Raw genomic sequence first — 25,744 nt, forward strand, 5'->3', positions numbered from 1 at the left:
CCGACCCCTGAATAGTGTGAATTTATGATTATTTGCGCAGCCTATTGTTCCACGCCGATCTGGGCAAAAATGTGACATTCAACACATTTTCGTTTGTCGATTCCCACCCGCTCGGGCAGAATTCGCCTAACTCAACTTGCGGAACTGACATTATGCGAACTCTGCTGATGATTCCGCTCCTGTCCCTGCTGGCGGCGGGTGCGGGCGCGGACTCCCTGAGCAAACAGCTGAAAGGCTGCGCAACCATCGAGGCCGACGCCGAGCGCCTGACCTGCTACGACGCGCTGAGCCGCTCCGTCGAGCGGCACGCCGAACAGATCTTCGGCCAGGAGCAAAAACGCGTGATCGAGGAAGCCCCAGAATCCATCGAGGCGACCGTCACCGAGATCCGGGAGGCCGCCTACGGCAAGCTGCTGATCACGCTGGACAACGGCCAGATCTGGCGGCAGAACGACACCGCCCGCGTCAACTGGGACAACGGCGATTCGGTGATCATCGAGCGCGGCCTGTTCGGCTCCTTCTTTATGAAGCAGGCGGATGGCGGGCGCAAAATCCGCGTCAAACGGATCCAGTAAGGAACGGATCGCCCCGGGGCCCGACGACAGACGGGCCCCTCTACGTAACCGAGAACCACGGCGGGAGACCACCGCCGATTCAAACCGCCTGCCAACTCGCACCGCTGACCCTGACCGAGGCGCCGAAACAAAACCCCCCGGTCAGACATAGTGCGGCGCGCTTTTCCACATTCATCTATATTCAAAATGAATCACACGCCAAGCGACTGCCTCCTCCCGGGCGCGGTTGCCGGGCGGTCACACAGCCAACAAAAGGTTTACTCTCTTGTCCCGAGAAAATTTTTACTCAAGGGATGAAGCATGGCTGAAGGACACAGACGCCCAGCAGTCCGGGGACACGCCCCTCGGAGATGCCACTGAAGACGCCGCAGCGCGTATCGCCAATGGTAGCGAGGCCGATCCGGCCGAGGTACCGCCGGCGGAGGACGCGGCAGCGGACAGTGCCAGCACGCCGATGCAGAGCTATCTGAAGCACCTATACCGGCTGGAACTGCTGACGCCCGAAGAAGAGCACACCACCACCTGCCTGCTGCGGGATCTGGAAGACAAGCTGATCGCGTTGCTGCAAAAGCGTGGCGTGGAGCTCGTGCAGCTGCGCAGCGAAGGCGTGGAACAGCGGGGCAGCACCGGCGCCTATGATCACGGCCTGATCATTGCCCACGCCGAGGAACTGCTGGCGTCGGACAAGTTGCCGCGGCGCGACCGCAGCGCCATGCAGAGCCTACTGCGGCGCTTCCAGGCGCAGCGCAAGAAACTGATCCAGTGCAACCTGCGCCTGGTCATCGCCATCGCGAAGCGCTTTCGCAATCCCTCCGTACCCTTTATCGACCTGATTCAGGAGGGCAATGTCGGCCTGATGAAAGCCATAGAGCGCTTCAAGCCGCAGATGGGCTACCGCTTCTCCACCTACGCCTACTGGTGGATACAGCAGGAAATCCAATTGGCACTGCGCCGCAACGAAGACCTGGTGCGCCAACCGGCCAATGTGCAGGACGACCTGCGAGCCATCTACCGCGCCATCGGCGATGTGCGCGCAGATGGTCTGCCGGCCTCGGATGAAAACCTGGCCAAGTACACCGGCCTGGATCTCGAGCGTATCCAGAGTCTGTTGAAACTGCCGGGGCCAACGGGCTCCCTGGACGACCCGGTGGCGGACGATCAGAGCAGCACGCGCCTGGACTATGCCCCCGCGGACGAGCTCTACAACACCGATGAACTGGTCACCAACCAGGAGCTGGCGGAGCGGCTGCGCGAGGCGGTGGCGCGCCTGCCCGCGCGACAGCGCACGGTGCTGAGTCTGCGCTACGGACTTATCTCCGATCGCGACTGCTCCTTCCGCGTTATCGGTGAACAGCTGGGCCTCAGCCAGGAGCGTGCGCGCCAGCTGCACTCGGACGCCCTGCGACAGCTGAAGCGCCAGTGGCGCTAACCGGGGCGGGCTTGTTATCGGCCCAGATGCCGCTAGGCTTAGTTACTGTTTCAAACGAGCAGTAAGCAATCCGTCATGCGCAGAAATTCCGCCACCGCACCGACCACCCCTTTCCTCTTCGCCGCCACCGCGCTCGGCAGCGCCCTTACAATATCCAGTGCCTACGCGGAGCAGGAGTTGATCGTCAGCGCCGGCAAAGGACTCGGGGATGCGCTGATCCAGCAAAACTCCATTTCCGGTGCGGATATGGCCGGGATCAATTACGCCTATCTGTTTTCCGAGTTCCAGAACGGCTCCGGGCGCTGGCAATGGTGGGTCCAGGGCAGCTATTCGCATATGCGCCTCAGCCACCGCGGCGAGCGGCAACGCCAGAATATCTTCGAGGTGAAACCGGTGCTGCGCTGGTATCCACAGCGGGATGCACAGGGTGTATTCGGCGAATTCGGCGTCGGCGCCGCCTACCTGAGCAACCGGGATTTCGGCGATATCCAGCTGTCCACCAAGCCGAATTTCGCGCTGCACTTCGCCGGCGGCTACCGCTGGCAGGGCGGCTATACCCTGTCGCTGCGCTACAGCCACTTCTCCAACGCCTATACCAACACCCCCAATCCGGGCTTCGATTTTGCCTCCCTGAACGGCCACTTCAATTTCTAAAAACACCACCCAGCCGTCACAAATCCGTCAAAAGCCTGCAATGGCCGCCCGCCACAATACCTGTCGCAAAAAGGGGGAAGCATGGCTACTGAAGGTCCGGCGGCATATCGACAGAAACTGGCCGATTCAACGGATGAGCGGGCGTCGCTCCGGCAACAGACACGCATCCGGGAGCGCCGGATCGACAGCATCTGCCACCTGATCGCGAGCCGCGAACACGGCGGTATGGAAAAGCATGTCGCGGACCTCTCGCGCTGGCAGGCGCGCAATACCGACGCGAAGATCTCCGTCATCGCCCACCCGCGCTACCGGAACGCACTCGACGAACGCGTGCACTTTGTCCCGCTGAACACGGACCGCAGCCGCCACCACCCGACGCTGGTCTGGCGCCTCGCCAACCATATCCGCGCCGGCGAATACCAGATCGCCCACGGTCACGGCAGCAAATCGGCGCAGCTGCTGGCGGCGGTTCAGAAGTACACCGAGACGCGACAGGTCATCACGCGCCACAATGTCCGCCACCCGCGCGACAAGCTCGCCAGCGCCTTCGCCGCGCGCATCGCAATCAGCCGCGCCGCAGTCGCCAACTCGCGCCTGCACTGGGAGATTATCCCGAACGGTATCACCCCCGCTTCCACAGAGATGAAAACGGATCTGGGGCCGGTCCCCTGCGCGCTGGTATACATGCGCCGCCTCAAACGCGAGAGTATTGAGCCGCTGCTGCAGGCAGTGGCGGAGATTCCACAGTTGCGCCTGATGGTGCTCGGCGACGGCGTGGAAAGGGCCGGCCTGGAACGGCTCAGCCAACAACTGCAACTCGGCCCGCGCGTGCGGTTTGCCGGTGCCAGCGACGATGTCGGCGCCTTTATGCGCGCCGCGAGTCTGCTGATCATTCCGCTCGGGAGCGAAGACACCCCCTACCCGCTGGTGGAGGCACTGTTGAACCGCTGCCCGGTCCTCTCCTGCCGTGTCGGCAACGCCGAGGAATACCTCCCCCCCGCGTACCTGCTGGACAACCTGGAAGCCGCATATCTGGCTCAGAAGCTGCGCTTCGCGCTGCGAAGCGAGCGGGCCCTGCGCGACGATTTCACCCCGGTATTCACGCGCGCGGCGCGGGAACTCACGCTGGACACTATGGCGCGGGCCATCTGGCGGGTCTACACGCAGCTGCTCGCATAACGCCTCCACCCGCGGGGGCGCTACAGCATCCCGCGCATCATGCCGAGCCGCACAGCTCGCGATACAACGCCAGTGTCTGGGCGGCGCTATCCTCGTGGCTGAAGCCCTGAAAGCGGACGGGCTGCGGCTTGTCGAGAATCTCCAGGCTCACCGCCACCAGCGCATCCAGGTTTCCGCGCTCGACCAGCCCCTGCGGGAAACAGCGCTGCAGAATTTCCGCCGCGTCGCCGTCGCTGTAGGCGACCACCGGGCAGTGCATCGCCAGAGCCTCGGCGGCGGTTACGCCGAGATCCCCGGGCCCGGCACACAGCTGATAGGTGATTTGTGAACTGGCGTAGAGTTCGCGCCTGTCGCGGCGCTCGCCGAGAAACAGCACCTTGTCGCTCAGACCGAGATCCATCGCCAGGCGCTCGAGCCGGCGGGCGTACTTCTCACCGCCCCCGGGCGCGGCGCCGACCACCAGGCCGAAGACATCCTCCCGCCGCCGGGCAATGGCCGCCAGCAGCCGCAGGAAGGTATCCTGTCCCTTGTCCGGCGCCAGATCCGCCGGCATCAGCAGCCAGTGCCGCCCCTCCAACTGGGGGTAGTCATTGAGCAGGCGCAGTTGCCACTGGCCGGAAACCGGCGCCTTGCGGTCAAACTCCCTGGTATTGACGCCCGGGTGGATCACCTGTGGCGACTGGCGCAAGCGGCGGGCAAAGTTCCGCTGCAGCCTGTCCGCCACCGCCTGGGAAACCGCGACCACCCGCTCACCGGAAGCCAGGATGGCGTCGTAAAAGTTCCGCCCGTGGAGCTGCGTCACCCCGGTCACCAGCCGCGGGCGGCCGTCCTCGGGCATTCCCCGCCAGGCCAGCCAGGTGATCCAGGCCGGCAGCGGCTCGTGCGCGTGCACGACGTCCGCCTGCAATTCAGTGAGCAGCCTGCGCAGGCGCCCGACAAGGCGCAGGGACCACAGGGAGCGCCTGTGCAGCGGCATCTGGAAATGCCGGCCGCCGCGCAGGGTCAGGCGCGGCACCAGTTCACCGCCGCCGGAGATCACGATGGACTCGTGCCCCAGACGCGCCAGTTCATGGGCAAAATCCACTACAGCCTTGCCGGCGACGCCCGAATCCAATGCGGGCAATATCTGCACAACCTTCAACTCCGCCCCCCGCGATCCCAGTGAAAACCAATTTATTAACCCGGCGATAAATATTGCCGGGTTAATCGCGGCACAAGGATGTGCCGCCGCCAGCCGCAGGCTGGCGCGAGCCCGCTAAATACCAGCAGATTCACACATCTGCGCCAGTATTTAACCGCCGGGTTAATATTGTGCGGCCGCGACGGGTGGAAACCCAGTGCACCGCGCACATATTTGTCACCTCGCGGGCTCCACTCGAGCGCCCTCGCGGCCATAGCGGTATATTCGCGATTCGTTTGGGTGCTACCATTGATTGATCCGGCTTCTTTTGCCCGCTTCCCGCTCCGCGGGGCAACCGGGGCAAGGGCCTCAAACCAAGGGAACCTCTGAATAATTCCGCGATACCTCTGGCTTACAGAGCGGTTCACAATCCAGGCGCGGCTTCGCAGGAATGTCTAGCTTTCAAAAAGTCGCAACGCCGCAGATGCGGCCTTCAGGGCCCGCAGAGGCATTGCGGAACTATTCAGAGGTTCCCAAGCACACGGGGAATAACAATGGACAAGCGCCCACTCTTTATTCAACTGATTCTTGTTCTACTGATCTCAGTCAGCGGAATTGCCGGCGCGGCCGAAACCGATCGCGGTGTTTTCTGGAAGGCGGAGAAGGCGGGCAAGACCCTGTACCTGCTGGGCTCCGTACACCTGGCCACGCCCGACTTCTACCCGATGCGGCCGCAGATCGAGCGCGCCTACGCGGAAAGCGAGGCACTGGTGGTCGAGGCCGACATCCTCGCGGCGGAAGCGGACACGGCGCTGCAACAGCAGATCATGATGGAATCCCTGTACCAGGGCGGACGCAATCTGCGCGACGACCTGTCCCCCGCGGTCTACAACCAGCTGCAGACCTGGCTGCAGAAACGGCGCCTGCCGGAGGCGATGTTTATCCGCCAGCGCCCGGCCATCGCCATGATCTCCATGAGCATGGTCGAGATGCGGGCCCAGGGCCTGGACCCGAGCCTGGGTATCGATCGCCACTTTCTGCAGAAAGCCAAGCGAGACGGCAAGCCGGTCGTCGAGCTCGAAGGTGTGCTGCAGCAGCTGCGCCTGTTGAACGGGCTGGAAAACCCGAACCTGTTGCTACAACAGACACTGGAGCAGCTGGAGGATATACAGACCTTTGTCCCGCGGCTGACCAGTGCCTGGAAAAGCGGCGATATCGCGACCCTCCACCAACTGATCATCGCCGACGGCCTGGCCGAACACCCGGAGTACCGGCCCCTCTACGAAACCCTGTTTTTCCGCCGCAACCGCCAGATGGCCGCAAAGATCGCCGACAGCGCCCCGTCCTACGACGCCCTGTTTGTGATTGTCGGCGCCGGTCATCTGCTCGGCGACGAGAGCGTCATAGAGCTGTTGAAAGCGAAGGGCTATCGGCTGCAACGCCTCTGACGGAATACAATCCCGGGATCCCCGCAACTGCTAGACTCGAAAAAGCTCACGTGTATTTCCGCTGCTGAAGTCGCACAGGGAGGTTTTCGATGAAGCGTTGCGGTTTTCTTTGCGCCTTGGCGGCCGCGATATTGTCCGACCCGGCACTCGCCGACCAGGCGCAGACCAAGGGCGGCCTGAAAATCACCTCCGATGACGGAAATTTCTCCGCCGAACTCGGCGGCCGCATCCACTTCGACACCTATCTGTTCGACAGGGATATCGAAGATCCCGTCAGCACCACCGAATTCCGCCGTGCGCGCCTGGCCATGAAAGGCAAACTGTGGAAATGGGAATACAAGCTGGAGCGGGACTTCGCTTCCGGTGGCACCGGTGGCTTGCGCGATGTCTATATCGCCACCAGGGTGCTCGGCGGCAAGTTGACCATCGGCAATTTCAAGCCCTATCGCTCCATGGACGAGCTCACCAGCTCCAACGAAATCACGATGATGGAGCGCGCCTTTACGAGCGCCGGCGGGATCTACGCCGGCCGCGCGCGGCAACAGGGAGTCGGCTGGCACAGCTACTGGGACTGCTACACCTTTGGTGTCGCGGGCTTCAATCTGCGCGATCCCGGCGGCCCGCGCAACGAGGGTCTCGGCGCCGCCAGCCGCTTCACCTGGGCGCCGATCGATAACAGCCTCAGCAGCGTCCACCTGGGCATTTCGCTGAGTTATGAGAATGCCAATCGCAACTCCAACCCGATCACGGCTCTCGTCAATTACGCCGGCCGCCGCGGTCCCCGCCAACTGATTGCGCTGACCCCCGGAGACAGAGAATTTTTCTTCGACGATTCCAGCGACGATGATTTTTTTGTCGGCGACCACGGCGGCAGTGTCAACACCGCAGGCCTGGAGCTGGCGGGCGCCTACGGCCCCCTCTACGCGCAGGCGGAATACGTCTACGGGGACTTCGAGGGGGATTACTTCCTGTCCGAGGAAAGTTTCGAGGACTTCTTCAACGACCCGCCCCCATTCGCGTGCGATCCGGTCGCCGGCTGTTATATCGGCGGCCAGGACGTGCGCAGCTGGTATGTGATGGGGAGCTGGGTGATCACCGGCGAACACAAGCCCTACGACGCCAAGAAGGGCGTGTACAAATCCATTAAGCCGCGCGGCGGCTGGGGCGCCTGGGAGCTGACCGCCCGCTACGAAACCATCGAGAACAAGGACATTCCAAACCTGGAAGCGAACAGCGTCAGGCTCGGTGTCAATTTCTATTTCAATCCGCGCGTGCGCTTTATGCTGAATGTGGTACTCGGAGACGACGAGTTCACCGGCGACGAAACCAATCAGCTCGCGTTCCGCGCCCAGGCCAGTTGGTAAAACGGAGTGATGGCAAACTGGTCATCACTCCGCCTTCCCATTGCCTTCAGCCCACCTGCTGCGCCTTGGCGGGATCGAAGACCTCGACCGGCACCGCGCCGTCGATATCCGACGACGGGTTCTCGAAACGCCGCAGCGCCGCGTCGCGCTGCTTGCGCGCCCGCTCCAGGCTCTCGTCCTTGACCAGGCCGTAGCCGCGGATCAGATCCGGATAGCTGAGCAGCTCGATCGCGGCGGCGTGATTTTCGGCATTCAGCTCGCCGATCACCCTGTGCACCAGCTGTTCATACTCGCCGATCAGCGCGCGCTCCATCCTGCGTTCGGCGGTATAACCGAAAATATCCAGCGGCGTACCGCGCAGGAATTTCAGTTTCGCCAACAGGCGGAAGGCCTTGAACATCCAGCCGCCAAACTTCAACTTGCGCGGGCGGCCGAGTGCCTTGTCGAAAGGCGCCAGCAGCGGCGGTGCCATATTGAATTCCAGGGTGAAATCGCCGGCAAAATTCTCTTCCAGCGCCTTGGTGAAGCGGCCGTCAGTGTAGAGGCGCGCCACTTCGTATTCGTCCTTGTAGGCGAGCAGTTTGGCATAGTAGCGCGCGACCACTTCCGCCAGCGCCTCGCTGCCGGGCACCTTGAGAATCTCCGCGGCCTTTACCCGCTCCACCAGGTCGCGGTAGCGGCGCGCCAGCTCCGCGTTCTGGTAACCGGTCAGGTGTTCGACCCGGTGCGCGACTATCTCCTCCAGGCCGTGCGGCAGCGCCACCTCTTCGTCCCGCGCCAGCAGCGCCTCCAGCGCCGGGCGATCGGCGGCGGCCAGGCGGCCGGCGGCGAATCCCTGCAGGTTGCCCTCCACCGCCACGCCGTTCAGCTCGATGGCCTGCAGCAGGGACTCCTCGCGCAGGGGCAGCAGGCCCTTCTGCCAGGCGAAGCCGAGCATAAAGATATTTGCGGCCAGGGTATCGCCGAGCGCCGCCTTGGTCAGCTTATGCGCCTCCACCGACTCCAGTTCCTTCACCGCGGCGTTCAGGGTATCCAGCACCGCCTGCGGCGAGTGCACATCCTCGCGCCCCAGTACCGAAGCCGCCGTCGGGCTCAGGTGGGTGTTCACCACCGCGCGGCTGTGGGTTTCGTCCAGCTTGGCCAGGCAGGCCTGCAGGTTGCCGGCGGCGATCAGGTCGCAGGCCATCAGCGCGTCGGCGCGGCCGTCGGAGATACGCACCGCCTGTAGCGCCGCGGGGGTCGCGGCGAAGCGCACATGGGAGTAAACCGCCCCACCCTTCTGCGCCAGGCCGGTCTGGTCCAGAGTGCTGCTCGCCCTGCCTTCGATATGGGCGGCCATCGCCAGCAGCGCGCCTATGGTCACCACGCCGGTGCCGCCGACACCGGTTACCAGCAGGTTGTAGGGCTCGCCCAGTTCGGGCAGCTGCGGCTGCGGCAGCTTGCTCGCGCGCTCGCGCAGCACATTGCCGACGCCGGCGCGCTTGGCCAGCATACCGCCCTTGACGGTAACGAAGGACGGGCAGAAGCCGTTCACACAGGACATATCCTGGTTGCAGCCGGTCTGGTTGATACGGCGCTTGTCACCGAGTGCGGTTTCGACCTTCTCCACCGCGATACAGCTGGACTGCTGCACGCAGTCGCCGCAGCCCTCGCACACCAGCTCATTGATAAACGGGCGCCCCTCCGCCTTCGGCAACAGGCCGCGCTTGCGCTTGCGGCGCAGTTCCGTGGCGCAGGTCTGGTCGTAGATGATGACAGTGCACCCCTCGACTTCGCGCAGCTCCTTCATAACCACCGGCAGGTGGTCGCGGTGGCGGATCTCCACTTCACTCGGGAAAGTCAGCGCGCCCTTGTACTTGTCGGGGTCGTCTATCACCAGCACGACCTTTCTGACGCCCTCCGCCAGCACCTGGCGGCAGATCATGTCCGGCGCCAGCTCGCCGTCGTGGGGCTGGCCGCCGGTCATGGCCACGGCGTCGTTAAACAGTATCTTGTAGGTGATGTTCACCTTCGCCGCCACCGAGGCGCGAATGGCGAGAATACCGGAATGGAAATAGGTGCCGTCGCCCAGGTTGACGAAAACATGCTTCTCGCTGGTAAAGGGCGCCTGGCCGACCCAGTTGACGCCCTCGGCGCCCATCTGGGTAAAGGTGTAGGTCTCGCGGTCCAGCCACTGGGCCATATAGTGGCAGCCGATGCCGGCCAGGGCGCGACTGCCCTCGGGCACCTTGGTGGAGCGGTTGTGGGGGCAGCCGGCACAGAACATCGGCAGGCGCGACACACTGGATCCGGCCTGCTGCGAGATGCGCTCCGCCAGCGCGTTGAGGCGCATCAGCCGGTGTTTGGCGCGCTCGCCCAGCTTCTCTTCGCCGAGCACCCTGCCCAGCACCTGGGCGATGATCGCCGGCGACAACTCGCCGTACATCGGCATCAGCGGCCGGTCGTGCTCATCCACCTTGCCGAGAATACGCGGGAAGTGCGGGTCCTTCTGGTGTACGTTGTACAGCTCTTCTTTCAGCTGCACTTCCATCAGGCTGCGCTTTTCCTCCAGCACCAGCAGCGTATCCAGGCCGCGGGCGAACTCCTGGATACCGGGCACGTCCAGCGGATAGGTCATGCCCACCTTGAGAATGCGGATGCCCAGCTCCCGGGCCTGCTGCTCGTCGATCCCCATATCCTCGAACGCCTGCATCAGGTCGAGGTGCGCCTTGCCGGCGGTGACGATACCCAGGGTCGCTTTCGGGTTTTCCAGCACCACCCTGTTCAGCTTGTTGGCGCGGGCGAAGGCCAGGGCCGCCGGGCGCTTGTAGCGCCACAGGCGCTCTTCCTGTTCCAGCGGGTTGTCCTGTTTGCGGATATTCAAGCCGCCCTCGGGGCGCTCAATGTCCGGATAGGAGAACTGCACCCGCTCCGGGTCCACCTCGACGGTGGCGGAACTGTCCATATTCTCCGCCAACGTGATCATCGCCACCCAGCAGCCGCTGAAGCGGGACAGCTCGAAACCATAGTGCCCGTAATCCAACACCTCCTGCACCGTGGCCGGGTTCAGTACCGGGATATGCATATCGACGAAGGCGAATTCGGACTGGCCGGGATAGGACGAGGATTTACAGCCGTGATCGTCGCCGGCGACGATCAGCGCACCGCCCTTCGGCGAGGAGCCAGCGGCGTTGGCGTGGCGGAAGGCGTCGCAGGAGCGGTCCACGCCGGGGGTCTTGCCGTACCAGATACCGCAGACGCCATCCACCTCGGCGCCCTCGAACAGGCCCACCTGCTGGGAGCCCCAGACGGCGGTCGCCGCCAGCTCCTCGTTGACGCCGGGCTGGAAGCGGATATTGTGCTGTTCGAGCAGCTTCTTCGCGCGGGAGAGCTGCTGGTCGTATCCGCCGAGCGGAGAGCCGCGGTAACCGGAGATAAAAGTGGCCGTATTGAGGCCGCGGGCCCTGTCCATGCGCATCTGATCGATGGGCAGGCGCACCAGAGCCTGAATGCCGGAGAGCAACACGCGACCTTTCAGCGTGGTGTAGCGATCGTCCAGGGAGATCCGCTTTACCTTGTTCTTGTCCTGGGGCTGGGCCGCGGGTCGCGGGCTGTTTACTTTTTCACTCATACGCCTACTTCCGGTTGTCTATGCAGCTCGAAACCGAAATCGAGCTATTGGTCATTATTTTTTCCGGCCTTACCGCCACCGCCCGCACCCCGCTGATCCCAGGGGCCAGGGCCATCAAATTGGAGTCAACGGGCCCCAACTGGCGGCCAATCACAAAAAGCATCCGGCCAGCGACGGGCCGGTCAGGTCATACTAGTGTGTAAAGCGCAATAGAGCATTGCTTTATTCACGCATATGCGCGTAAAATTATGATGAAAATTTCGAACAGGTTATTTTTTGTAGGACAGGAGTTTATATGAAGCGTTCGACAGACTTGGATGATTTTGACCGCAAGATTCTGCGGGCGCTGCAGGAGAACGCCGATTATTCCATGGCGGAACTCGGAGACAAGGTGGGCCTATCCCACACACCCTGCTGGCGCCGAATCAAACGCCTGGAGGCTGAGGGCATTATCCGCGGACGCGTCACCCTCCTAGACCCCCGCAAACTCGACCTAGGGGTCACAGTATACTGCTACGTGACCATTCACAACCACGACGAAGAGTCCCTGAACAGCTTCGAATCCGCGGTACAGGACGTGCAGGAAGTCGTGGAGTGCTATTCCACCAGTGGCGACAAGGACTATGTGCTGCGCGTCGTCGTCGACAGCGTCGAGCACTATGAGCAGCTGCTGAAGCGCTCCCTGGTACACCTGCCGAATGTGGCCTCGGTCAATTCCACCTTTGCGCTGAAGCAGGTCAAGTACACCACGCAGCTGCCGCTTTAACAGCGCGACTTATCCCGGCAACATTTTTGTAGGAGCGGCCCATGGCCGCGATCGGACTTTTGGGCTTCCCCCGATATCGATCGCGGCCATGGGCCGCTCCTACCTTGGGCGAAAGCACTTCGATATCGATGCGAAAGCCCTGCTGTCGGGTCGGCGTCAGTTCAGCACCTTCAGCGCTTCCAATACCCGCTCCAGCACCTGCTGCAAGTCCCTGCCGTCGCAGTCCACAGTAATATCCGCGTACTTGCGGTACAGCGCCTGGCGCTCGGCAAACAGTGCCTCGAACGACTGCCCCGGCGCCTTCGCGATGCCGCGGCTCTCGTAGTTGTGGATACGCCTGCGCAGCTCATCCGCGGAGCAGTTCAGGAATACCACCGGGCCAAAGCGCCGCAGATTGGCCATGCCCTCTTCACTGTACACGGCACTGCCACCGGTGGCGATAACATGCATCGGCAACTCGGCGTTGGCGATCACCTCCCCCTCGATACGGCGCAGGTTCAGGTAGTCGGTCTCGTTCATGATTTCCTGCAGCGTCTTGCCCTCGCGCAACTGGATAAGCACATCGGTATCGACAAAATCCAGTGCCAGCTCCTTGGCCAGCAAAACACCGAGCGTACTCTTGCCGGCGCCGGGCATTCCGATCAGGACAACACTTTTTTGTTCTTTCATCGCGCCATTGTATTACGGGCGGAACGCAGCGTCAGTTACCGCTGAAACAATCCACTAGTCACCGCGCCGGGGGAAAAGCAGCGCGCGCAACCAACCGCGGATGGAGTTGCCATCCAACAGCATCCTGTCCAGCGCATCCATGTTGTGTGCCTGCCGGAAGGCGTCCGCAAACAAGGCCTCGCGGGTGATCATACGCCGGCCGGGATTGATCTTCTTGATCTCGCGGGCGGGGTTCCCGGCCACGACGGTATTCGCCGGCACATCCTTGGTCACCACACTGCCGGCACCGACGACGGAATTGTCCCCGATGCTGACGCCCTTGCAGATGATCGCACTGTCACCGACCCAGACATTGTTGCCGAGCTTCACCGGCGCCGTACAGCGGAAGGGGCGCGTGCGGTTGTACAGGCCGTGCCAGTCGGAATCGGAGATATACACATTGGCGGCGATCATGCAGGCATCGCCGATGGCAATGGACTCCGCCGCGGAAATGCGCACGCCGGGAGAAATCAGCACATAGTCGCCGATATTGATAAACGCATCGCCGCCCTTGTGCCCCAGGGTGGTAAAGCGGATACAGTTGTCCGGTGTCGAGATCAGGTGGGGGTAATTGCCCAGACGGATATTCTTGCCGAACACATGCACCGAACCCGGGTCCATCACCTCGGGATCAACGCCGACGTCATCAAACTGCGGCAACAGAAAATAGCGCGTGCGCCATCTGCGCCAGCGCAGCAAACACTGCTTCAACCAGTAGGGTCTGTGATCCTTGCGCATCGCTCTGAACCGGTCAATCCAATTGCTTTTCCAAACGCGGCGGTTTACTGTTTGCGCGACAAAAATACGAGCGCAACCCATGTCCATCAAGCTGCCTGTCGACATCAACGCCGTCAAAGGTTTTCTCGCCGCCTGCGAAGGCGAGGCCCTGTATCACCTCGCCGCCGAGGCCAGCGCCCTGGGTCCCTGCCTGGAGGTCGGCAGCTACTGCGGAAAGTCGAGTATTTACCTCGCCGCCGCCTGCAAGCTGACGGACAATGTGCTGTTCGCGGTGGACCACCACCGCGGTTCCGAGGAGCACCAGCCGGGCGAGGAGTACCACGACCCGGAACTCTTCGACGACGGCGCCCAGCTGATGGACAGTTTCCGCACCTTTCGCACCAATATACGCGCGGCGCAGCTCGAGAACTGGGTGGTGCCCGTGGTCGCATCCTCGGCGGTGGCGGCGCGCCGCTGGAACACGCCGCTCGGCCTGGTCTTTATCGACGGCGGCCACTCCCTCGAAGCGGCGATGACCGACTACCGCAGCTGGTCCCGCCACATAGTGCCGGGCGGCTATCTCGCCATTCACGATATCTTTCCCGACCCCAACGACGGCGGCCAGGCGCCCTACGATATTTACAAGCTGGCCCTGGCTTCCGCTCAGTTCGAACCGGTGGAAACGGTCGACACGCTCGGCATCCTGCGCCGGATCTGAATACCCGCCGCTTCCGAGCCATCGGCGCCCTGTCGCCGACTAACAGGCTGCTGAAAAATATTTTTCAGCAGCCTGCTAACCCAACACCATCCGCTCGGGTTCCGGCAGCAAGCGCACCGAGGTGAACAGCCCGCTCGCCGGCGTCAGCCCGGCCAGCGCATCCGCCGCCAGTAACATGGCGCCCACTGTCCAGGTGGTTTTTTCCTCGGGCCAGATTGCCTTGTCCCGGTAGACATAGCCGGTCCAGTAACCGCCGTCGCCATCCTGCCAGCGGTGCAGGCCGCGGTAGAGTCTCGCCGCGCGGTCGCGTTCGCCCGCCGCCACCAGCGCCATGGTCAGTTCACAGGACTCCGCCACCGTAACCCAGGGCTCGTCGTTGACACAGCGACAGCCGAGCCCGGCGACGACAAACTCATCCCATTTTTCCTGCAGGCGCGCTCGCGCCGCAGCGCCGGAGAAAACGCCGGTCAGCACCGGGTAAAACCAGTCCATCGAGAAGCGGGCCTTGCTCTCCCAGGTGCGATCGAAGCGCTGCGGCTTTTCCCGCAGTGCCGCGCCCAGCGCCGCCCTGCCGGCAATCCAGCGGGGGCGGGAGCAGCCGAGGCTGTGGGCGATATTGATGGCGCACTCCAGGCTCTTGTAGATCGAAGAACAGCCGGTGATCAGAGCGTCCTCTTTGGCCACACCCCGGCCGTCGACCGCCCAGTGAATTTCACCGTGCGCCGTCTGCAACCCCAGAACGAATTCCACCGCGCGCTCCACGGTGGGCCAGAAGCGCTCCAGGAAACGGATGTCGCCGGTGATCAGGTAGTGGTGCCAGATACCGGTGGCGATATAGGCGACGAAATTGCTCTCCCTGCGCTCGCGATTGTGCACCTCGCCGTCTTTGTAGGCGGCCCACCAGCTGCCATCCGGCAGCTGGATATCCGCCAGCCAGGCGTAGGCCTTTTCCGCCGCGGCAAATTCACCGGCGATACTGAGCCCCATGGCCGCTTCGACATGATCCCAAGGGTCCGCGTAGCCGCCATCGAACCACGGAATGGCGCCGTCGGTCTGCTGCCGCGCGAGGATATAGCCGGCGCTGTCGCGCACGAAACCGTCCGGAAACAGCGCCGTCGCGGGCGCTACTTGGATTGCGAAATCGGTCAAGACTGCGCCTCCAGTGCAACGTCACCAACGGGCGCGATCGAATTCGCCGGCGCCCCGGCCGGCAGCCGCGGCGGTTTGACAAAATAGAGCACGATACTTTTTCCCAACAGCGGGTTCAGCAGCTTTTCCACGGCGCGGGTGATCACGGGTTTTTGCATCAGGTCCCACACCAGCAGGCGGTGGTAGGCCGCGAGCAGGCGGGAGTGCGGCCTGTGCCACAGCAGGCACTTCAGCCACCAGTAGGGCGCGTGCAACGCGTGGGCCTTGTGCCGGGCAAAATACCTGTGCCCCAAGCCTTCGATAGCGCGGCGCAATTCGCGCTCGCGGAAAATGCGAATATGGCCGCCCTCCACCTGATGGTACTCGTCACTGAGCCGCCAACAGATCCACTCGGGGAAAAAGGCCGGCACGCTCGCGGCAAAAATGCCCGCGGGCTTCAACACCCGGTCGATTTCGCCCAGCACGGCCTCGTAGTCGTCGATATGCTCCAGCACTTCGGAGCAGATCACCACATCGAAGGTACCGTCGGCAAACGGCAGCTGCAGACCGTTGGCCGCCGCGAGCAGCAACCGACCCGGCGTTTGCGCCCCCTCGACAAAGGGCTGCGCGCGATCCCGGGCGGTGCGCACATCGGCCATATTCAAATCCACTCCGACCACATCCACCGACTCCGAGATCAGCAGATGTATCGCGTGGCGCCCTTCACCGCAGCCCAGATCCAGCACCCTCTGCCCCGGCTGCAGATTCAGCTGGCGCGGGTCCACAGTAATCATCAGGCCGCCTCCGCACCGCTGGTGACCGCCGTCCGGGCGTCGTGCCGGGGAACCGGCCGCACCTGCGCCTCACCGAGTATCCGCTGGTAGTAGTCCACCAGGCGCTGCGCCGCCAGGCGCCAGGAAAACTGTTGCGCTATGCGCGCCCTGCCCTTTTCACCCAGGCTGGCGCGCAGCGCGCCGTCGGAAAGCAGTTGCTCCAGTGCCCGGGCCAGAGCGGCGCTGTCCCCGGCCGGCACAACCAGCCCCGCATCGCCGACTACTTCCGGCAGCGCACCGCCATCGCTGGAGATCACCGGCACGCCGCAGGCCATGGCCTCGCCCGCCGGCAAGCCGAAGCCCTCGTACAGGGACGGGCAGACTGCGACAGACGCACTAGCGTAGTATTCCACCAGCTCCCGATTGGATATGCCCGACACGAAACGCACGCAATCCTGCAGCCGCAGCTCGCCCAGCAGCTGCTCGGTGGCGCCGCCCTCCTGCAGCCGGCCGACGACCAGCAGCTCCAGGCCCTCGTAGCGCTCGCGCAACTCGGCCACCGCCCGCAACAAAAAACGCAGGCCCTTGAGCGGCTGATCCGCGGAAGCGGTGGTCATGATACGCAGCGGCTTGCGCGGAATATCCGGCCGCGGGGAGAAGATATCGGTGTCTATGCCGTTGTAGATCAGCTGGATCTGTCCGGGATCCACGCCAAACTGATCGACGATATCCCGCTCTGACTGGCGTGAAACGGTAACGATATGCCGCAGCCGCCGCGCCACCTTGATCTGCATCCCCAGAAAGCTGTACCAGCGGCGCACCAGCAACCGGTAGCGCCAGTCGGGCGCCGCGTCCAGCGCCAGCTGGCGATCGCGGGTGATCGGGTGGTGGATGGTGGCGACCACCGGCAGGCCGCTGCGCTCGATATCGAGCAGGCCGTAACAGAGGGACTGATTGTCGTGCACTATGTCGTAGTGGCGGCTGTGCCTGCGCAGGTACCTGGCCACCCGCCGGCCGAAGGTGTAGGGCTCGGCGAAGCCGCCGGAGACTTTGCCCCACCACTCGAAGAAATCCGTCCAGGACAACAGGTGGCGCCACTTCAGGGCGCGGGCCGGATTTTCCACCTCGAACAGGTTCAGCCCCGGCATCTTGATCAGCTTCACGCGCGGATCCAGTTCGGGATAGGGCTCGCCGGAAATGACGTCCACCGAGTGACCGGCATCCACCAGCGCCTTGCTCAGATAGTGGAGGTAGACCCCCTGCCCGCCGCAATAGGGGTGGCTGCGATACCCCAGTAAACAAATTTTCAGTGGCCGCGCGCTTGCGGCCGTTGGACCGTCTGCAAAATTCCCCAAGGCGGTCATAGCTTCCCCATCTGCGTTGTTTTGTTGCCGGAGGCCAGGCGAAGAATACACTGGCGCGGAAATGACTACCAGACCGCAACGGTTCACATAAGGGACAAGCCCAGAATGAAAAAGGCAGGTGAGCGACCCGCGCCGCTCACCTGCCCCTTACTCTGAGCCGGACTGTCTAGAAACTGAAGCGGTACCCCACCCCCAGGTTGAACATCCAGGGATCGAAATCCATGTCGTTGCGAATGCGCACCGGCAGTATCGCGGGCTCCTGGAATCCGGACGGCAGTGTCGCCGCGTCGTATCCCAGCTCCAGGTCCGGTTCGGCTTGTACGTACATGACGGAGGCATTGATCTGCCAGCCGTTGTCGCGGCCGAAGTTGAAGTCCACACCGATTTGCGCCGTCCAGTTGAAGTCACTGCCGGGTCTCAACAGGCCGAAACCCTCGCGGTCCGGGCCGCGGAATACCGGGCGCAGGAACTCCTCCTCGATGTCGACGTAGCTGACCCCGAGCCCGACATAGGGCTGGATCAGACAGGTCGGATTCAGCGGATACCAGTTGGCGTACAGGCTGGTGATATAGCTGTCGAAGTGGCCTATCCCCTGGGAAAAGGAGCCAATAAAGCTGCCTCCACCGGTCCTCGCAGAGGAAAACAGCGTAGCCTCGTGGCTGGCGTTGTTGGCGTGGTACAGCTCGATACCGAAGTGCTCTATCGGCAGCCAAACGCCGCTGATATACCAGGTGGTGTCGTCATCCAGATCCACCCGGGTAAACACATCCACCGGCACACTCTCCTCCGAGTCGGTGGAGGGGTCGTCCGCAACAAAGGACTGGGTGCCGGAAAAAGCTGTGTCGTCCGGCTCCACATAGGCTGCGCCGATACGCACCATGACGGTGCCGGCGGTGTAGATACCCTGGGGCTGTGCCGGCACCGGATAACCGGAGGGACCCGCCAGGGCCGACTGAGCGGCGAGGCCGGCGGAAGCCGCCAGTGCCATAGGGATGAGGAGAGGCTTCAATCTCATGGGGGTAACTCCTTGTAACACGAAAAAGCTCCTGCGCCGCAATTGCGGTTACTTCCAGTATAGGTTGGCTTTTTCAAGCTGCAGCAAGGCGTACCAATTACCACGGGGGTTTGAGGAAAGAAATTCCGACAACTTACTCTCATGAAAAAAAATGCCCGCCAGTTGGCGGGCCAGTTTTCTCGAACACACTTTCAGGAGGAGAGTCATAAGCGCGTTACGCGCTTAATCTAGGTATAGCAAAGGATTGCCCCACCCTGCCGCGACTGTCGCCAAAGCCATTGAAAAGCCGAGGCAGGATACGCCACAGATCTCCCCCTGAAGCGGATCCACTAGCAGTCTGTCGAAAAAGTATTTTTCGACAGACTGCTAGGGCCTGGCAAGCTGCGGCAGGTAGCCGCCCGAGCGCAAGACGCGGCATGCACCTAAGCACCTGTAATACATAGGGGCAGCAGCAGACACCGCAGGTGCCCGCGCAGCAATTGAGGAACAGCTGCTACACCCGGTGCAGGTAACTCTGGTACTCGACGTCGGTCACGCGCGCACCTATCTCCGCCAGCTCCTGGCGCTTCAACAGCAGGAACAGCTCGACAAAGCGCGGGTCCAGGTACTCCCGCCACAGCGGGCTCTGTTCGAAGCGCTGCAGCGCGCCGCTCCAGGTATTGATCAGCTGTTCGCTCTCCACCTGGTAGGCATCGCCCTCGACCGGCGCCGGCGCCTCCAGCTTGTTCTCGAGGCCGTGGCAGACTCCGGCGAGAATTCCCGCCAGCACCAGGTAGGGGTTCACGTCGGCGCCGGCGATGCGGTGCTCGATGCGCCTGGCCTGCGGATCGCTGGCCGGCACGCGCAACGTGGTGGTGCGGTTGTCGTAGCCCCAGCACAGGTTCAGCGGCGCGTGAGAACCCTCCAGGAAACGGCGGTAGGAGTTGCCGTGCGGCGCGAAGAAAGCCATGGCGTCGTTGGCGGTGGCGAGCATGCCGGCGACGGCCTGGCGCAACAGATCGGAACCCTGCTCGCTACCGTCGTCGAAGACGTTCTTGCCAGTGTCGTCGATCAGGCTCATATGCACATGCATGCCGTTGCCGGCCTGATCACCGAAGGGCTTGGCCATGGTGCTGACGCGGAAACCGTGGCTGCGCGCCACGCCCTTCAGCAGGCGCTTGAACAGCAGGGTCTGGTCCGCGACCGCAACCGGATCGGGGCTGTGCAGCAGGTTGATTTCAAACTGCCCCGGCGCGCATTCAGACAGGATAGAGTCCGCCGGAATGCCCTGCTCCTCACAGGCGGCGCGCACGTCGGCGAAGAAGTGTCGCTGGGCATCCAGCTCCGAAAGATCATAGACGTCGGTGGAGGGCACCAGCTCGGCGTCGTTGTCGCTGACCGGGCGCGGCCGCGCCAGGTGGTCCACCTCTTCGCGCAGCAGGTAGAACTCCAGTTCGGTAGCGCACACGGCCGTGTAGCCAAGCTTTTTCAGCCGCGCCACGACACCCTGCAGTTGCGTGCGCGGATCCGCGTACAGCGGCGAGCCGTCGGCCTCGTGCAGCTGCATATGCAGCTGCGCCGTCTGCTCCCGGTGCCAGGGGGCCAGGGAGATCGGCGATACCGGAATGCAGATACCGTCACTGTCACCGCTGGCGAATACCAGCGGGCTGTTTTCGATATCCCGCCCCCAGATATCCAGGCTGGCAGCGCTGCGCGGCATCTGCAGACTGCCCTTGAGCAGTTTTTCCGCCGCCTCCGCCGGCAACCATTTGCCGCGCGGCACACCGTTGATATCGAACATAAAGCCCTCGATCCATTTCAGATCGGGGTGCTCGTGCAAGAACTTGCGCGACTGTTCCAGCAGTTCCGGCTGCGGGATAAATTCTTTTTCCGTGGACATAAATTGCCTGAGTGTTTTGATTCTTGTGCAGGAGCAACCGGGGCCGCTCCCGCACAGGCGATGTAGACGCTGCGATATTACGCCAACGCCTTGGCCGTGTCGTCCAGCGCGCGACGGGCTTTTTCCACCAGCTCGTCCACCTGCTCGGTGGTCAGGATCAGCGGCGGCGCGATGATCATGGTGTCGCCGGTGGCGCGCATCACCAAGCCGTTCTTGATGCTCATGTCGCGGCAGATACCGCCGGCGGTGCACTTGTCATCGAAGCGCGCGCGGCTGCCCTTGTCCTTGACCAGCTCCAGCGCGCCCACAAGACCCAGGCTGCGCGCCTCGCCGACGATCGGGTGATCCGCCAGTTCCGCCCAGCGCTTGGCCAGATAGGGACCGGTGTTGTCGCGCACGTTTTCGATGATCTTCTCGTTGCGCAAGATATTGATGGTCGCGAGGCCGGCCATACAGGCGGCCGGGTGCGCGGAGTAGGTGTAACCGTGGGTGAACTCGCCGCCCTTGGCCTTGATCACCTCCGCGACGCGATCGCTGACCATGGTGCCGCCCAGCGGGAAGTAGCCGTTGGTCACCGCCTTGGCGAAGGTCATCAGGTCCGGCTGCATGCCGTAGTAGTCGGCGCCGAACCACTCGCCGGTGCGGCCGAAACCGAAGATCACTTCGTCCATGACCAGCAGGATATCGTACTGATCCAGGACCTTCTTGATTTCCGGCCAGTAGGTCTCCGGCGGAATGATCACGCCGCCGGCGCCCTGAATCGGCTCGGCGATAAAGGCGGCCACCTTTTCCGGGCCCAGCTCCTGGATCTTCTCATCCAGGCAGCGCGCGGCGTAGATGCCGAACTCCTCCGGGGACATGTCGCCGCCCTCACCGAACCAGTAGGGCTGCTGGATATGCTCGATATAGTCCAGGGGCTGGAACTGCTTGTGCATGCCGCTCATGCCGCCGAGGCTGGCGCCGCCGATGGTGGAGCCGTGGTAGGCATTCTTGCGCGAGATCACGATGCGCTTCTCGGGCTGCTCTTTCAGATCCCAGTAGCGGCGGATAATGCGCAGGTTGGTGTCGTTGGCCTCGGAACCGGAGCCGGTAAAGAAGACATTGTTCATACCCGCCGGGGTCACTTCCGCCAGCGCGTCTGCCAGTTCGATGGACGGGATGGTCGTGCACTGGAAGAAGCTGTTGTAGAAGGGCAGTTTGTTCAGCTGCTCGTAGATGGCGTCGCTGATCTCCTTGCGGCTGTAGCCGAGGTTACAGCACCAGAGGCCGGACATACCGTCGAGCATCTTGTGGCCGTCGATATCGGTGATATAGGCGCCCTCGGCGCTGGTGATGACCCGGGTACCCTGTTTGCCCAGGTCGTGAAAATCGGTAAAGGGGTGCAGCAGGTGCTCGCGGTCGTGTTGTTGCAGTTCTGTCTTGTTCATGTCTCGCTCCTGGCTCTTAGCTTGAGATCCGCCTCGCCGCTCGACACGGCGCGCCGCCCCCGCCGGGGGCCGACCTCTCCAAAATCTGTCACTCGCCGCTCCGTGGCGCTCACCCTGCGGACGCCCTGGGCGCCCAAATTTGCTTCCTGCAAATTTGTGATCACATTTTAGGGGTGAGAGTGGCGGGAGTGCAAGATCTATCGACACCCTGCGACAAGACTATAGTCGGATGGCTGTAGCTTCACTCTGCAGCGCTGCCTGGCGATGTACCGGTCAGGCCGGTGCGCGGACGCGCACCGGTAAAGAGGAAGGGGGAATCAGGGTTGGAGATCTATCTGCACCGGCTCCACGGACAGGCGCACGTCGCGGATGGAATACTGGTCCCTGGTGCCGGAGCCGTAGCGCCAGAAGCCGCGACTCTCGCGGGTCTGGGCGAAGCGGAACAGCACGCCGTTGCCGGATTCGTTGAACGAATAGCGGCGCATTTCCCCGGCCTCACTGTTGTCCAGTAGCGAAAAACCGAGCAGCTGCTCGAGGCGCTGGTTCGGCAGCGCCATGCCGGCGCCCTGCTCCGGCCGGTAGGCGAAGGCCTCCTTGCCGACGGTGGCGCTGCCGGCGATACGCGCAACGCCCGTCTTCCAGTTGTAGCTGTCGCCGCGGCTGAATACCGACAGGCGGATATTGTCCACCGAGAAGCGGGCCTTGTGCTGTGCGAAATTCGCCTCGCGCGCGTCCAGCAGCACCAGGGTGCCGCGGCCCAGCACCCGCATGTCCCCGCTCACCAGATCGACCAGTACTCCGGTGTCCTCGTCGATACCGAAGCCGCGCCGCTGCGCTTTTGCCAGTGGCGGCGCCAGCGCCCGCACCAGCCGACCCAGGCGACCCTTGCGATCGAAGTGCTGGTCGACGATACCGGTTTCCAGAAAGCCGAGGCCCGCTTTCAACAGCAGCCGCCCGGATTCCTGGGAATTCATGCCGGCGTACTCGTCCGCCTGCGGCCGTGTCAGCGCGGACAGGGAGTCCCCGGCAGCGATCATGGTGCGGCTCATAATCGCCGCGCCGGCGCTGGTGCCGCCGACGATGGCCCCCCGATTCAGCTGCCGCCGGATCGCAGCCAGCAGCGGCGTGTCGCTGCCGTCCCTGTGCAGCAGTGTCTCGGTGATGCGGGTCTGATCACCGCCGACAAACCAGATACCACCGACCCGCTCCAAACCCTCGGCCAAGTTGCGGTCATGGGCGCCGCGGGACCAGCAGCTTTCGTCCTCGGCAGTGCCCGGATCGTCCTTTACCGCCACCGGCAGTATGTGCACCCTGCCCTCGAAGCCGTACTGCTGCAGATCCCGGCGAAATGCGTCTGCATAGTGCGCCGGCCGGCCCGATGCCGCCGGCACTATGGCCACTTCCGGCAGAGCTGCGGGCACCGCGTCGATAAAACTGCGATAGACCTCCGCGTTGTCACTGCCCAGGGCACCGCCGACGATCAGCAGCCTGCCGCCGTCGCCGGCATGCCCCTGCCCCGCCAACATTAACCCGGCAATCAAATAGATCACCCTCGATCTATTTGATTGTCGCCCTTGCAATACTGGCGCAATTGCGCGGAATTGCTTCTGTTTCAAGGGCTCGCGCCGGCCTTCGGCCGGCGGCGGCACCTCCCCGTGCCGCATTAACTCGGCAAACCTAATTGTTAACCGAGTTAATCGCGCGACCAGTGCCGGGGCCGCAGCCTGAAAAAATTCTCGATATCGTCTTCTCATGGTCAACCTGCCAATGAATGATTGTGATTCGCCCAGGGTGCCGGCGCCCGCTCGGGCAGAGCGGCCAGCTGCCGGCGCTCCGCGCGCGGCGAGTGGCCGAAGTGGCCGCGAAAGGCGCGGCTGAAATGGGAGGCGGAACCAAAACCGCAGCGCCTGCCGATGTCTTCGATACTGAAATCGCTGTGCTGCAGCAACTGCCTGGCGAGTTGCAGCCGCAAGCCGATATAGAAACGCGCGGGCGGCTGCCCGACAAATCGCCGAAAAATCCGCTCGAGCTTTTTGTTCGACACGCCCAGATAGGCGGCGATCTCTGCAGTCGCCAGCGGTTCGGCGAGATTGTTGCGCATCAGCGCCCGGGCCTCCGCCAGGGTGGATCTATCCTCCACCTCGCTGCAGGGCGGCCGGGTGTCGCCGTCACGGCGGTTCCAGGCCGGCAGCAGCAGGTCCAGCATGGTGTCGACGCCCTCGTCGCCACTGCAGGTCCAGATACGGCCGTCGCGGGTAATGGCGCGATCGCTGACCATCACCTGGCGGTCCAGCTGCAGCAATGCGGCGCGCATATCCGGCGGCGCACTGCAGTGTCGGTCGCGCAACAGTCCCGCCTGCGCAAGCAACAGCACGCCGCTGCCGATACCCACCCAGCAACCGCTGGACACCGCCACGCGATCTAAGGCACCGGCCTGCACTCCGCCAAAGCTGCGCCCGCCGCAGGCAATCAGCGTGTGGAACTCCCGCCTGCCCCTCGGCAGCAGCCGCGCCTGTACACGCATGCCCTGAGCCGCGGTCACCATTTCCTCGTCCACGCCAAAAAGCCGCGGAGCGCAACCGCAGGCGGCGCTGAAACGCTCGACCACGAGTCCGAGGCTGGCCAGGGAGAAGCCCGGCAACAGGACTAGGGCGACGGGCGCCGCTGCGGCCTGGCTCATGATCCGGCAAAGGCGCCCGCAAAGCGCAAATGGCCGTCAAAGAACTGCCAGCGCCCGCGCGCCATCACATGGCGAATTTCGAAACTGGCCGGATCCACCAGCACCAGGTCCGCGTCCCGCCCCGCGCCGATGCGCCCCTTGCGCGCCAGGCCCAGAACCCTCGCGGGGTTGGCGGTAACCGTCTGCAGCGCCGTGACAAGATCGATCTTCTCCTCGCGCACCGTGCGGCGGAATTCGTCGAACAGGCTGGCCACCGAGCCCACCTCGATATCCCGCAGGGTCCCGTTGTCGCAGAAGTTGGTCATGGAGCCCTGGGCATCGGAGGAAAAGGTGATGCGATCCGCCGGTGCCCCCGCTTCCAGGGCAACCTTCAGCGCGCGGCTCGCGCGCAACTCGCCGGACGCCAGAATCTCCTCTGTCGTCGAAGTGGTGAAATCGATAAAGCCCCCGGCGCGGGCGTACATGACCCCGTGCTCCAGCAGCGACGGGTTGCGGTTGATATGGGTGGGATAGAACTGACTGATCGGAATATCCGACGCCTCGACCGCGTCGAACAGCGGCTGCAGGCGCCCCGCGCAGCCGCCCACATGGATACTGACCACGCCGCTCTTGCCGCTCAGCAATCCCGCCACGCGGGCGTCGGAGGCGACGCGCAGCAATTCCTGAATCGTCGGCTGCGAAGAGCGGTGATCGGAGATTGCCAGCTCACCGACGCCGATAATATTGTCCACCAGCACTATGTCTGAACGCAGACTGCCGGTCAGGGTGGTGACCGGAAACTGATAGGAGCCGCTGTGCATATAGCAGGACAGCCCCTGGGCCTCCAGCGCGCGCGCCTTGCCGTAGAGCTCGTTCAGCGTGCGCGTGGTGGCGTCGGTGCCGAGCACACCCACCAGTGTGGTGACGCCGGACATAAAGGCCTCGCGCGGATCCAGTTCCGGCGTGCGCGACGCGAAGCCCCCCTCGCCGCCGCCGCCGCTGATATGCGCGAGGGAATCCACCAGCCCCGGCAGCAGCCAGGCGCCGTCCGCGTCGACGGTATCGCCGATTTCCGCCGGCAGCGCCAGGCCCTGGTCGATTTTGGCAATGCTGTCCCCCGCCACCAGCAGATCGCAGATGCCGAGATCCCGCGGCGCAAAGATATGCGCGTTCTTGATCAGAGTAATTTTTGACATAGAAAATTGTTTACC

At 63.4% G+C, this 25,744-nt stretch carries 21 protein-coding genes; 8 read left to right on the forward strand and 13 right to left on the reverse strand.

The genetic code is table 11. From position 1 onward, the window contains the following. The first annotated feature begins 152 nt into the window (after positions 1–152). The 4 genes from ACXAF3_RS05490 to ACXAF3_RS05505 all read left to right on the forward strand — a co-directional run bounded on the left by ACXAF3_RS05490 (position 153) and on the right by ACXAF3_RS05505 (position 3,837). Complete coding sequence (locus ACXAF3_RS05490) at positions 153–575, forward strand: hypothetical protein (protein WP_475111285.1); 423 nt, start codon at positions 153–155, stop codon at positions 573–575. A gap of 265 nt (positions 576–840) precedes the next feature. After that, the gene (locus tag ACXAF3_RS05495; protein WP_475111286.1) at positions 841–2,004 is read left to right on the forward strand and encodes a sigma-70 family RNA polymerase sigma factor; all 1,164 of its coding nucleotides are present in this window, start codon (positions 841–843) and stop codon (positions 2,002–2,004) included. Positions 2,005–2,079: 75 nt separating this feature from the next. Next, positions 2,080–2,658 carry an acyloxyacyl hydrolase gene (locus tag ACXAF3_RS05500; RefSeq protein WP_475111287.1) on the forward strand — a complete coding sequence of 193 codons (579 nt, stop codon included), beginning with the start codon at positions 2,080–2,082 and terminating at the stop codon, positions 2,656–2,658. 81 nt (positions 2,659–2,739) lie between these two features. Continuing rightward, on the forward strand, positions 2,740–3,837 hold the full coding sequence (locus tag ACXAF3_RS05505; protein WP_475111288.1) for a glycosyltransferase: 1,098 nt from the start codon (positions 2,740–2,742) through the stop codon (positions 3,835–3,837). 37 nt (positions 3,838–3,874) lie between these two features. Here the strand turns inward: ACXAF3_RS05505 and ACXAF3_RS05510 are convergent, their stop codons facing one another. Continuing rightward, positions 3,875–4,969, reverse strand: a complete 1,095-nt coding sequence (locus ACXAF3_RS05510; RefSeq protein ID WP_475111289.1) for a glycosyltransferase — start codon at positions 4,967–4,969, stop codon at positions 3,875–3,877. 542 nt (positions 4,970–5,511) lie between these two features. On the opposite strand from ACXAF3_RS05510, the gene ACXAF3_RS05515 reads away from it, so the two are divergent. Beyond that, on the forward strand, positions 5,512–6,405 hold the full coding sequence (locus ACXAF3_RS05515; RefSeq protein WP_475111290.1) for a TraB/GumN family protein: 894 nt from the start codon (positions 5,512–5,514) through the stop codon (positions 6,403–6,405). A gap of 89 nt (positions 6,406–6,494) precedes the next feature. Next, positions 6,495–7,769, forward strand: coding sequence for an OprO/OprP family phosphate-selective porin (locus ACXAF3_RS05520; RefSeq protein WP_475111291.1), 1,275 nt, complete (start codon positions 6,495–6,497; stop codon positions 7,767–7,769). 46 nt (positions 7,770–7,815) lie between these two features. Here ACXAF3_RS05520 and ACXAF3_RS05525 read toward each other — a convergent pair whose 3' ends face one another. Next, positions 7,816–11,379, reverse strand: a complete 3,564-nt coding sequence (locus ACXAF3_RS05525) for an indolepyruvate ferredoxin oxidoreductase family protein (protein ID WP_475111292.1) — start codon at positions 11,377–11,379, stop codon at positions 7,816–7,818. Positions 11,380–11,674: 295 nt separating this feature from the next. Here ACXAF3_RS05525 and ACXAF3_RS05530 point away from each other — a divergent pair, with 295 nt between their 5' ends. Continuing rightward, entirely contained in the window at positions 11,675–12,145 is a 471-nt protein-coding gene (locus tag ACXAF3_RS05530) for an Lrp/AsnC family transcriptional regulator (protein ID WP_078085981.1), read from the forward strand. Positions 12,146–12,301: 156 nt separating this feature from the next. Here ACXAF3_RS05530 and ACXAF3_RS05535 read toward each other — a convergent pair whose 3' ends face one another. Together ACXAF3_RS05535 and ACXAF3_RS05540 are read right to left on the reverse strand one after the other, a co-directional pair. Further along, on the reverse strand, positions 12,302–12,814 hold the full coding sequence (locus ACXAF3_RS05535) for a shikimate kinase (RefSeq protein WP_475111293.1): 513 nt from the start codon (positions 12,812–12,814) through the stop codon (positions 12,302–12,304). 54 nt (positions 12,815–12,868) lie between these two features. Next, entirely contained in the window at positions 12,869–13,591 is a 723-nt protein-coding gene (locus ACXAF3_RS05540; protein ID WP_475111294.1) for an acyltransferase, read from the reverse strand. A gap of 79 nt (positions 13,592–13,670) precedes the next feature. Here ACXAF3_RS05540 and ACXAF3_RS05545 point away from each other — a divergent pair, with 79 nt between their 5' ends. Continuing rightward, the gene (locus ACXAF3_RS05545) at positions 13,671–14,288 is read left to right on the forward strand and encodes a class I SAM-dependent methyltransferase (RefSeq protein WP_475111295.1); all 618 of its coding nucleotides are present in this window, start codon (positions 13,671–13,673) and stop codon (positions 14,286–14,288) included. A 75-nt stretch (positions 14,289–14,363) separates the two neighbouring features. Here the strand turns inward: ACXAF3_RS05545 and ACXAF3_RS05550 are convergent, their stop codons facing one another. The 9 genes from ACXAF3_RS05550 to iadA form a co-directional block, all read right to left on the reverse strand. Then, positions 14,364–15,437 carry a prenyltransferase/squalene oxidase repeat-containing protein gene (locus ACXAF3_RS05550; RefSeq protein ID WP_475111296.1) on the reverse strand — a complete coding sequence of 358 codons (1,074 nt, stop codon included), beginning with the start codon at positions 15,435–15,437 and terminating at the stop codon, positions 14,364–14,366. Further along, positions 15,434–16,210, reverse strand: coding sequence for a class I SAM-dependent methyltransferase (locus tag ACXAF3_RS05555; protein WP_475111297.1), 777 nt, complete (start codon positions 16,208–16,210; stop codon positions 15,434–15,436). Before ACXAF3_RS05555 ends, ACXAF3_RS05550 begins: the two co-directional genes overlap by 4 nt. Next, positions 16,210–17,553 (reverse strand): glycosyltransferase family 4 protein, encoded by a 1,344-nt coding sequence (locus ACXAF3_RS05560; RefSeq protein WP_475111298.1) that lies wholly within the window; start codon positions 17,551–17,553, stop codon positions 16,210–16,212. Before ACXAF3_RS05560 ends, ACXAF3_RS05555 begins: the two co-directional genes overlap by 1 nt. A 166-nt stretch (positions 17,554–17,719) precedes the next feature. Further along, positions 17,720–18,568, reverse strand: coding sequence for an OmpW/AlkL family protein (locus ACXAF3_RS05565; protein ID WP_475111299.1), 849 nt, complete (start codon positions 18,566–18,568; stop codon positions 17,720–17,722). A gap of 493 nt (positions 18,569–19,061) precedes the next feature. Further along, complete coding sequence (locus ACXAF3_RS05570) at positions 19,062–20,447, reverse strand: glutamine synthetase family protein (RefSeq protein ID WP_475111300.1); 1,386 nt, start codon at positions 20,445–20,447, stop codon at positions 19,062–19,064. A gap of 77 nt (positions 20,448–20,524) precedes the next feature. Beyond that, a complete protein-coding gene (locus ACXAF3_RS05575; RefSeq protein ID WP_475111301.1) occupies positions 20,525–21,874 on the reverse strand; it encodes an aspartate aminotransferase family protein in 1,350 nt (449 codons plus the stop codon). A 317-nt stretch (positions 21,875–22,191) separates the two neighbouring features. Then, the gene (locus ACXAF3_RS05580) at positions 22,192–23,415 is read right to left on the reverse strand and encodes a cyanophycinase (protein WP_475111302.1); all 1,224 of its coding nucleotides are present in this window, start codon (positions 23,413–23,415) and stop codon (positions 22,192–22,194) included. 215 nt (positions 23,416–23,630) lie between these two features. After that, positions 23,631–24,554, reverse strand: coding sequence for a GlxA family transcriptional regulator (locus ACXAF3_RS05585; protein WP_475111303.1), 924 nt, complete (start codon positions 24,552–24,554; stop codon positions 23,631–23,633). Continuing rightward, positions 24,551–25,729, reverse strand: coding sequence for a beta-aspartyl-peptidase (gene iadA, locus ACXAF3_RS05590; protein ID WP_475111304.1), 1,179 nt, complete (start codon positions 25,727–25,729; stop codon positions 24,551–24,553). Before iadA ends, ACXAF3_RS05585 begins: the two co-directional genes overlap by 4 nt. Between the last annotated feature and the right edge of the window lie 15 nt (positions 25,730–25,744).

The sequence above is a fragment of the Microbulbifer sp. ABF4_143 genome (assembly GCF_056160225.1).

Excerpts from the sequence above, each read along its gene's own strand:
- ACXAF3_RS05490 (WP_475111285.1), top strand. The coding sequence starts at position 153 with ATGCGAACTCTGCTGATGATTCCGCTCCTGTCCCTGCTGGCGGCGGGT.
- ACXAF3_RS05500 (WP_475111287.1), top strand. The coding sequence starts at position 2,080 with ATGCGCAGAAATTCCGCCACCGCACCGACCACCCCTTTCCTCTTCGCC.
- ACXAF3_RS05505 (WP_475111288.1), top strand. The coding sequence starts at position 2,740 with ATGGCTACTGAAGGTCCGGCGGCATATCGACAGAAACTGGCCGATTCA.
- ACXAF3_RS05515 (WP_475111290.1), top strand. The coding sequence starts at position 5,512 with ATGGACAAGCGCCCACTCTTTATTCAACTGATTCTTGTTCTACTGATC.
- ACXAF3_RS05520 (WP_475111291.1), top strand. The coding sequence starts at position 6,495 with ATGAAGCGTTGCGGTTTTCTTTGCGCCTTGGCGGCCGCGATATTGTCC.
- ACXAF3_RS05525 (WP_475111292.1), bottom strand. The coding sequence starts at position 11,379 with ATGAGTGAAAAAGTAAACAGCCCGCGACCCGCGGCCCAGCCCCAGGAC.
- ACXAF3_RS05530 (WP_078085981.1), top strand. The coding sequence starts at position 11,675 with ATGAAGCGTTCGACAGACTTGGATGATTTTGACCGCAAGATTCTGCGG.
- ACXAF3_RS05535 (WP_475111293.1), bottom strand. The coding sequence starts at position 12,814 with ATGAAAGAACAAAAAAGTGTTGTCCTGATCGGAATGCCCGGCGCCGGC.
- ACXAF3_RS05540 (WP_475111294.1), bottom strand. The coding sequence starts at position 13,591 with ATGCGCAAGGATCACAGACCCTACTGGTTGAAGCAGTGTTTGCTGCGC.
- ACXAF3_RS05545 (WP_475111295.1), top strand. The coding sequence starts at position 13,671 with ATGTCCATCAAGCTGCCTGTCGACATCAACGCCGTCAAAGGTTTTCTC.
- ACXAF3_RS05555 (WP_475111297.1), bottom strand. The coding sequence starts at position 16,210 with ATGATTACTGTGGACCCGCGCCAGCTGAATCTGCAGCCGGGGCAGAGG.
- ACXAF3_RS05560 (WP_475111298.1), bottom strand. The coding sequence starts at position 17,553 with ATGACCGCCTTGGGGAATTTTGCAGACGGTCCAACGGCCGCAAGCGCG.
- ACXAF3_RS05565 (WP_475111299.1), bottom strand. The coding sequence starts at position 18,568 with ATGAGATTGAAGCCTCTCCTCATCCCTATGGCACTGGCGGCTTCCGCC.
- ACXAF3_RS05570 (WP_475111300.1), bottom strand. The coding sequence starts at position 20,447 with ATGTCCACGGAAAAAGAATTTATCCCGCAGCCGGAACTGCTGGAACAG.
- ACXAF3_RS05575 (WP_475111301.1), bottom strand. The coding sequence starts at position 21,874 with ATGAACAAGACAGAACTGCAACAACACGACCGCGAGCACCTGCTGCAC.
- ACXAF3_RS05585 (WP_475111303.1), bottom strand. The coding sequence starts at position 24,554 with ATGAGCCAGGCCGCAGCGGCGCCCGTCGCCCTAGTCCTGTTGCCGGGC.
- iadA (WP_475111304.1), bottom strand. The coding sequence starts at position 25,729 with ATGTCAAAAATTACTCTGATCAAGAACGCGCATATCTTTGCGCCGCGG.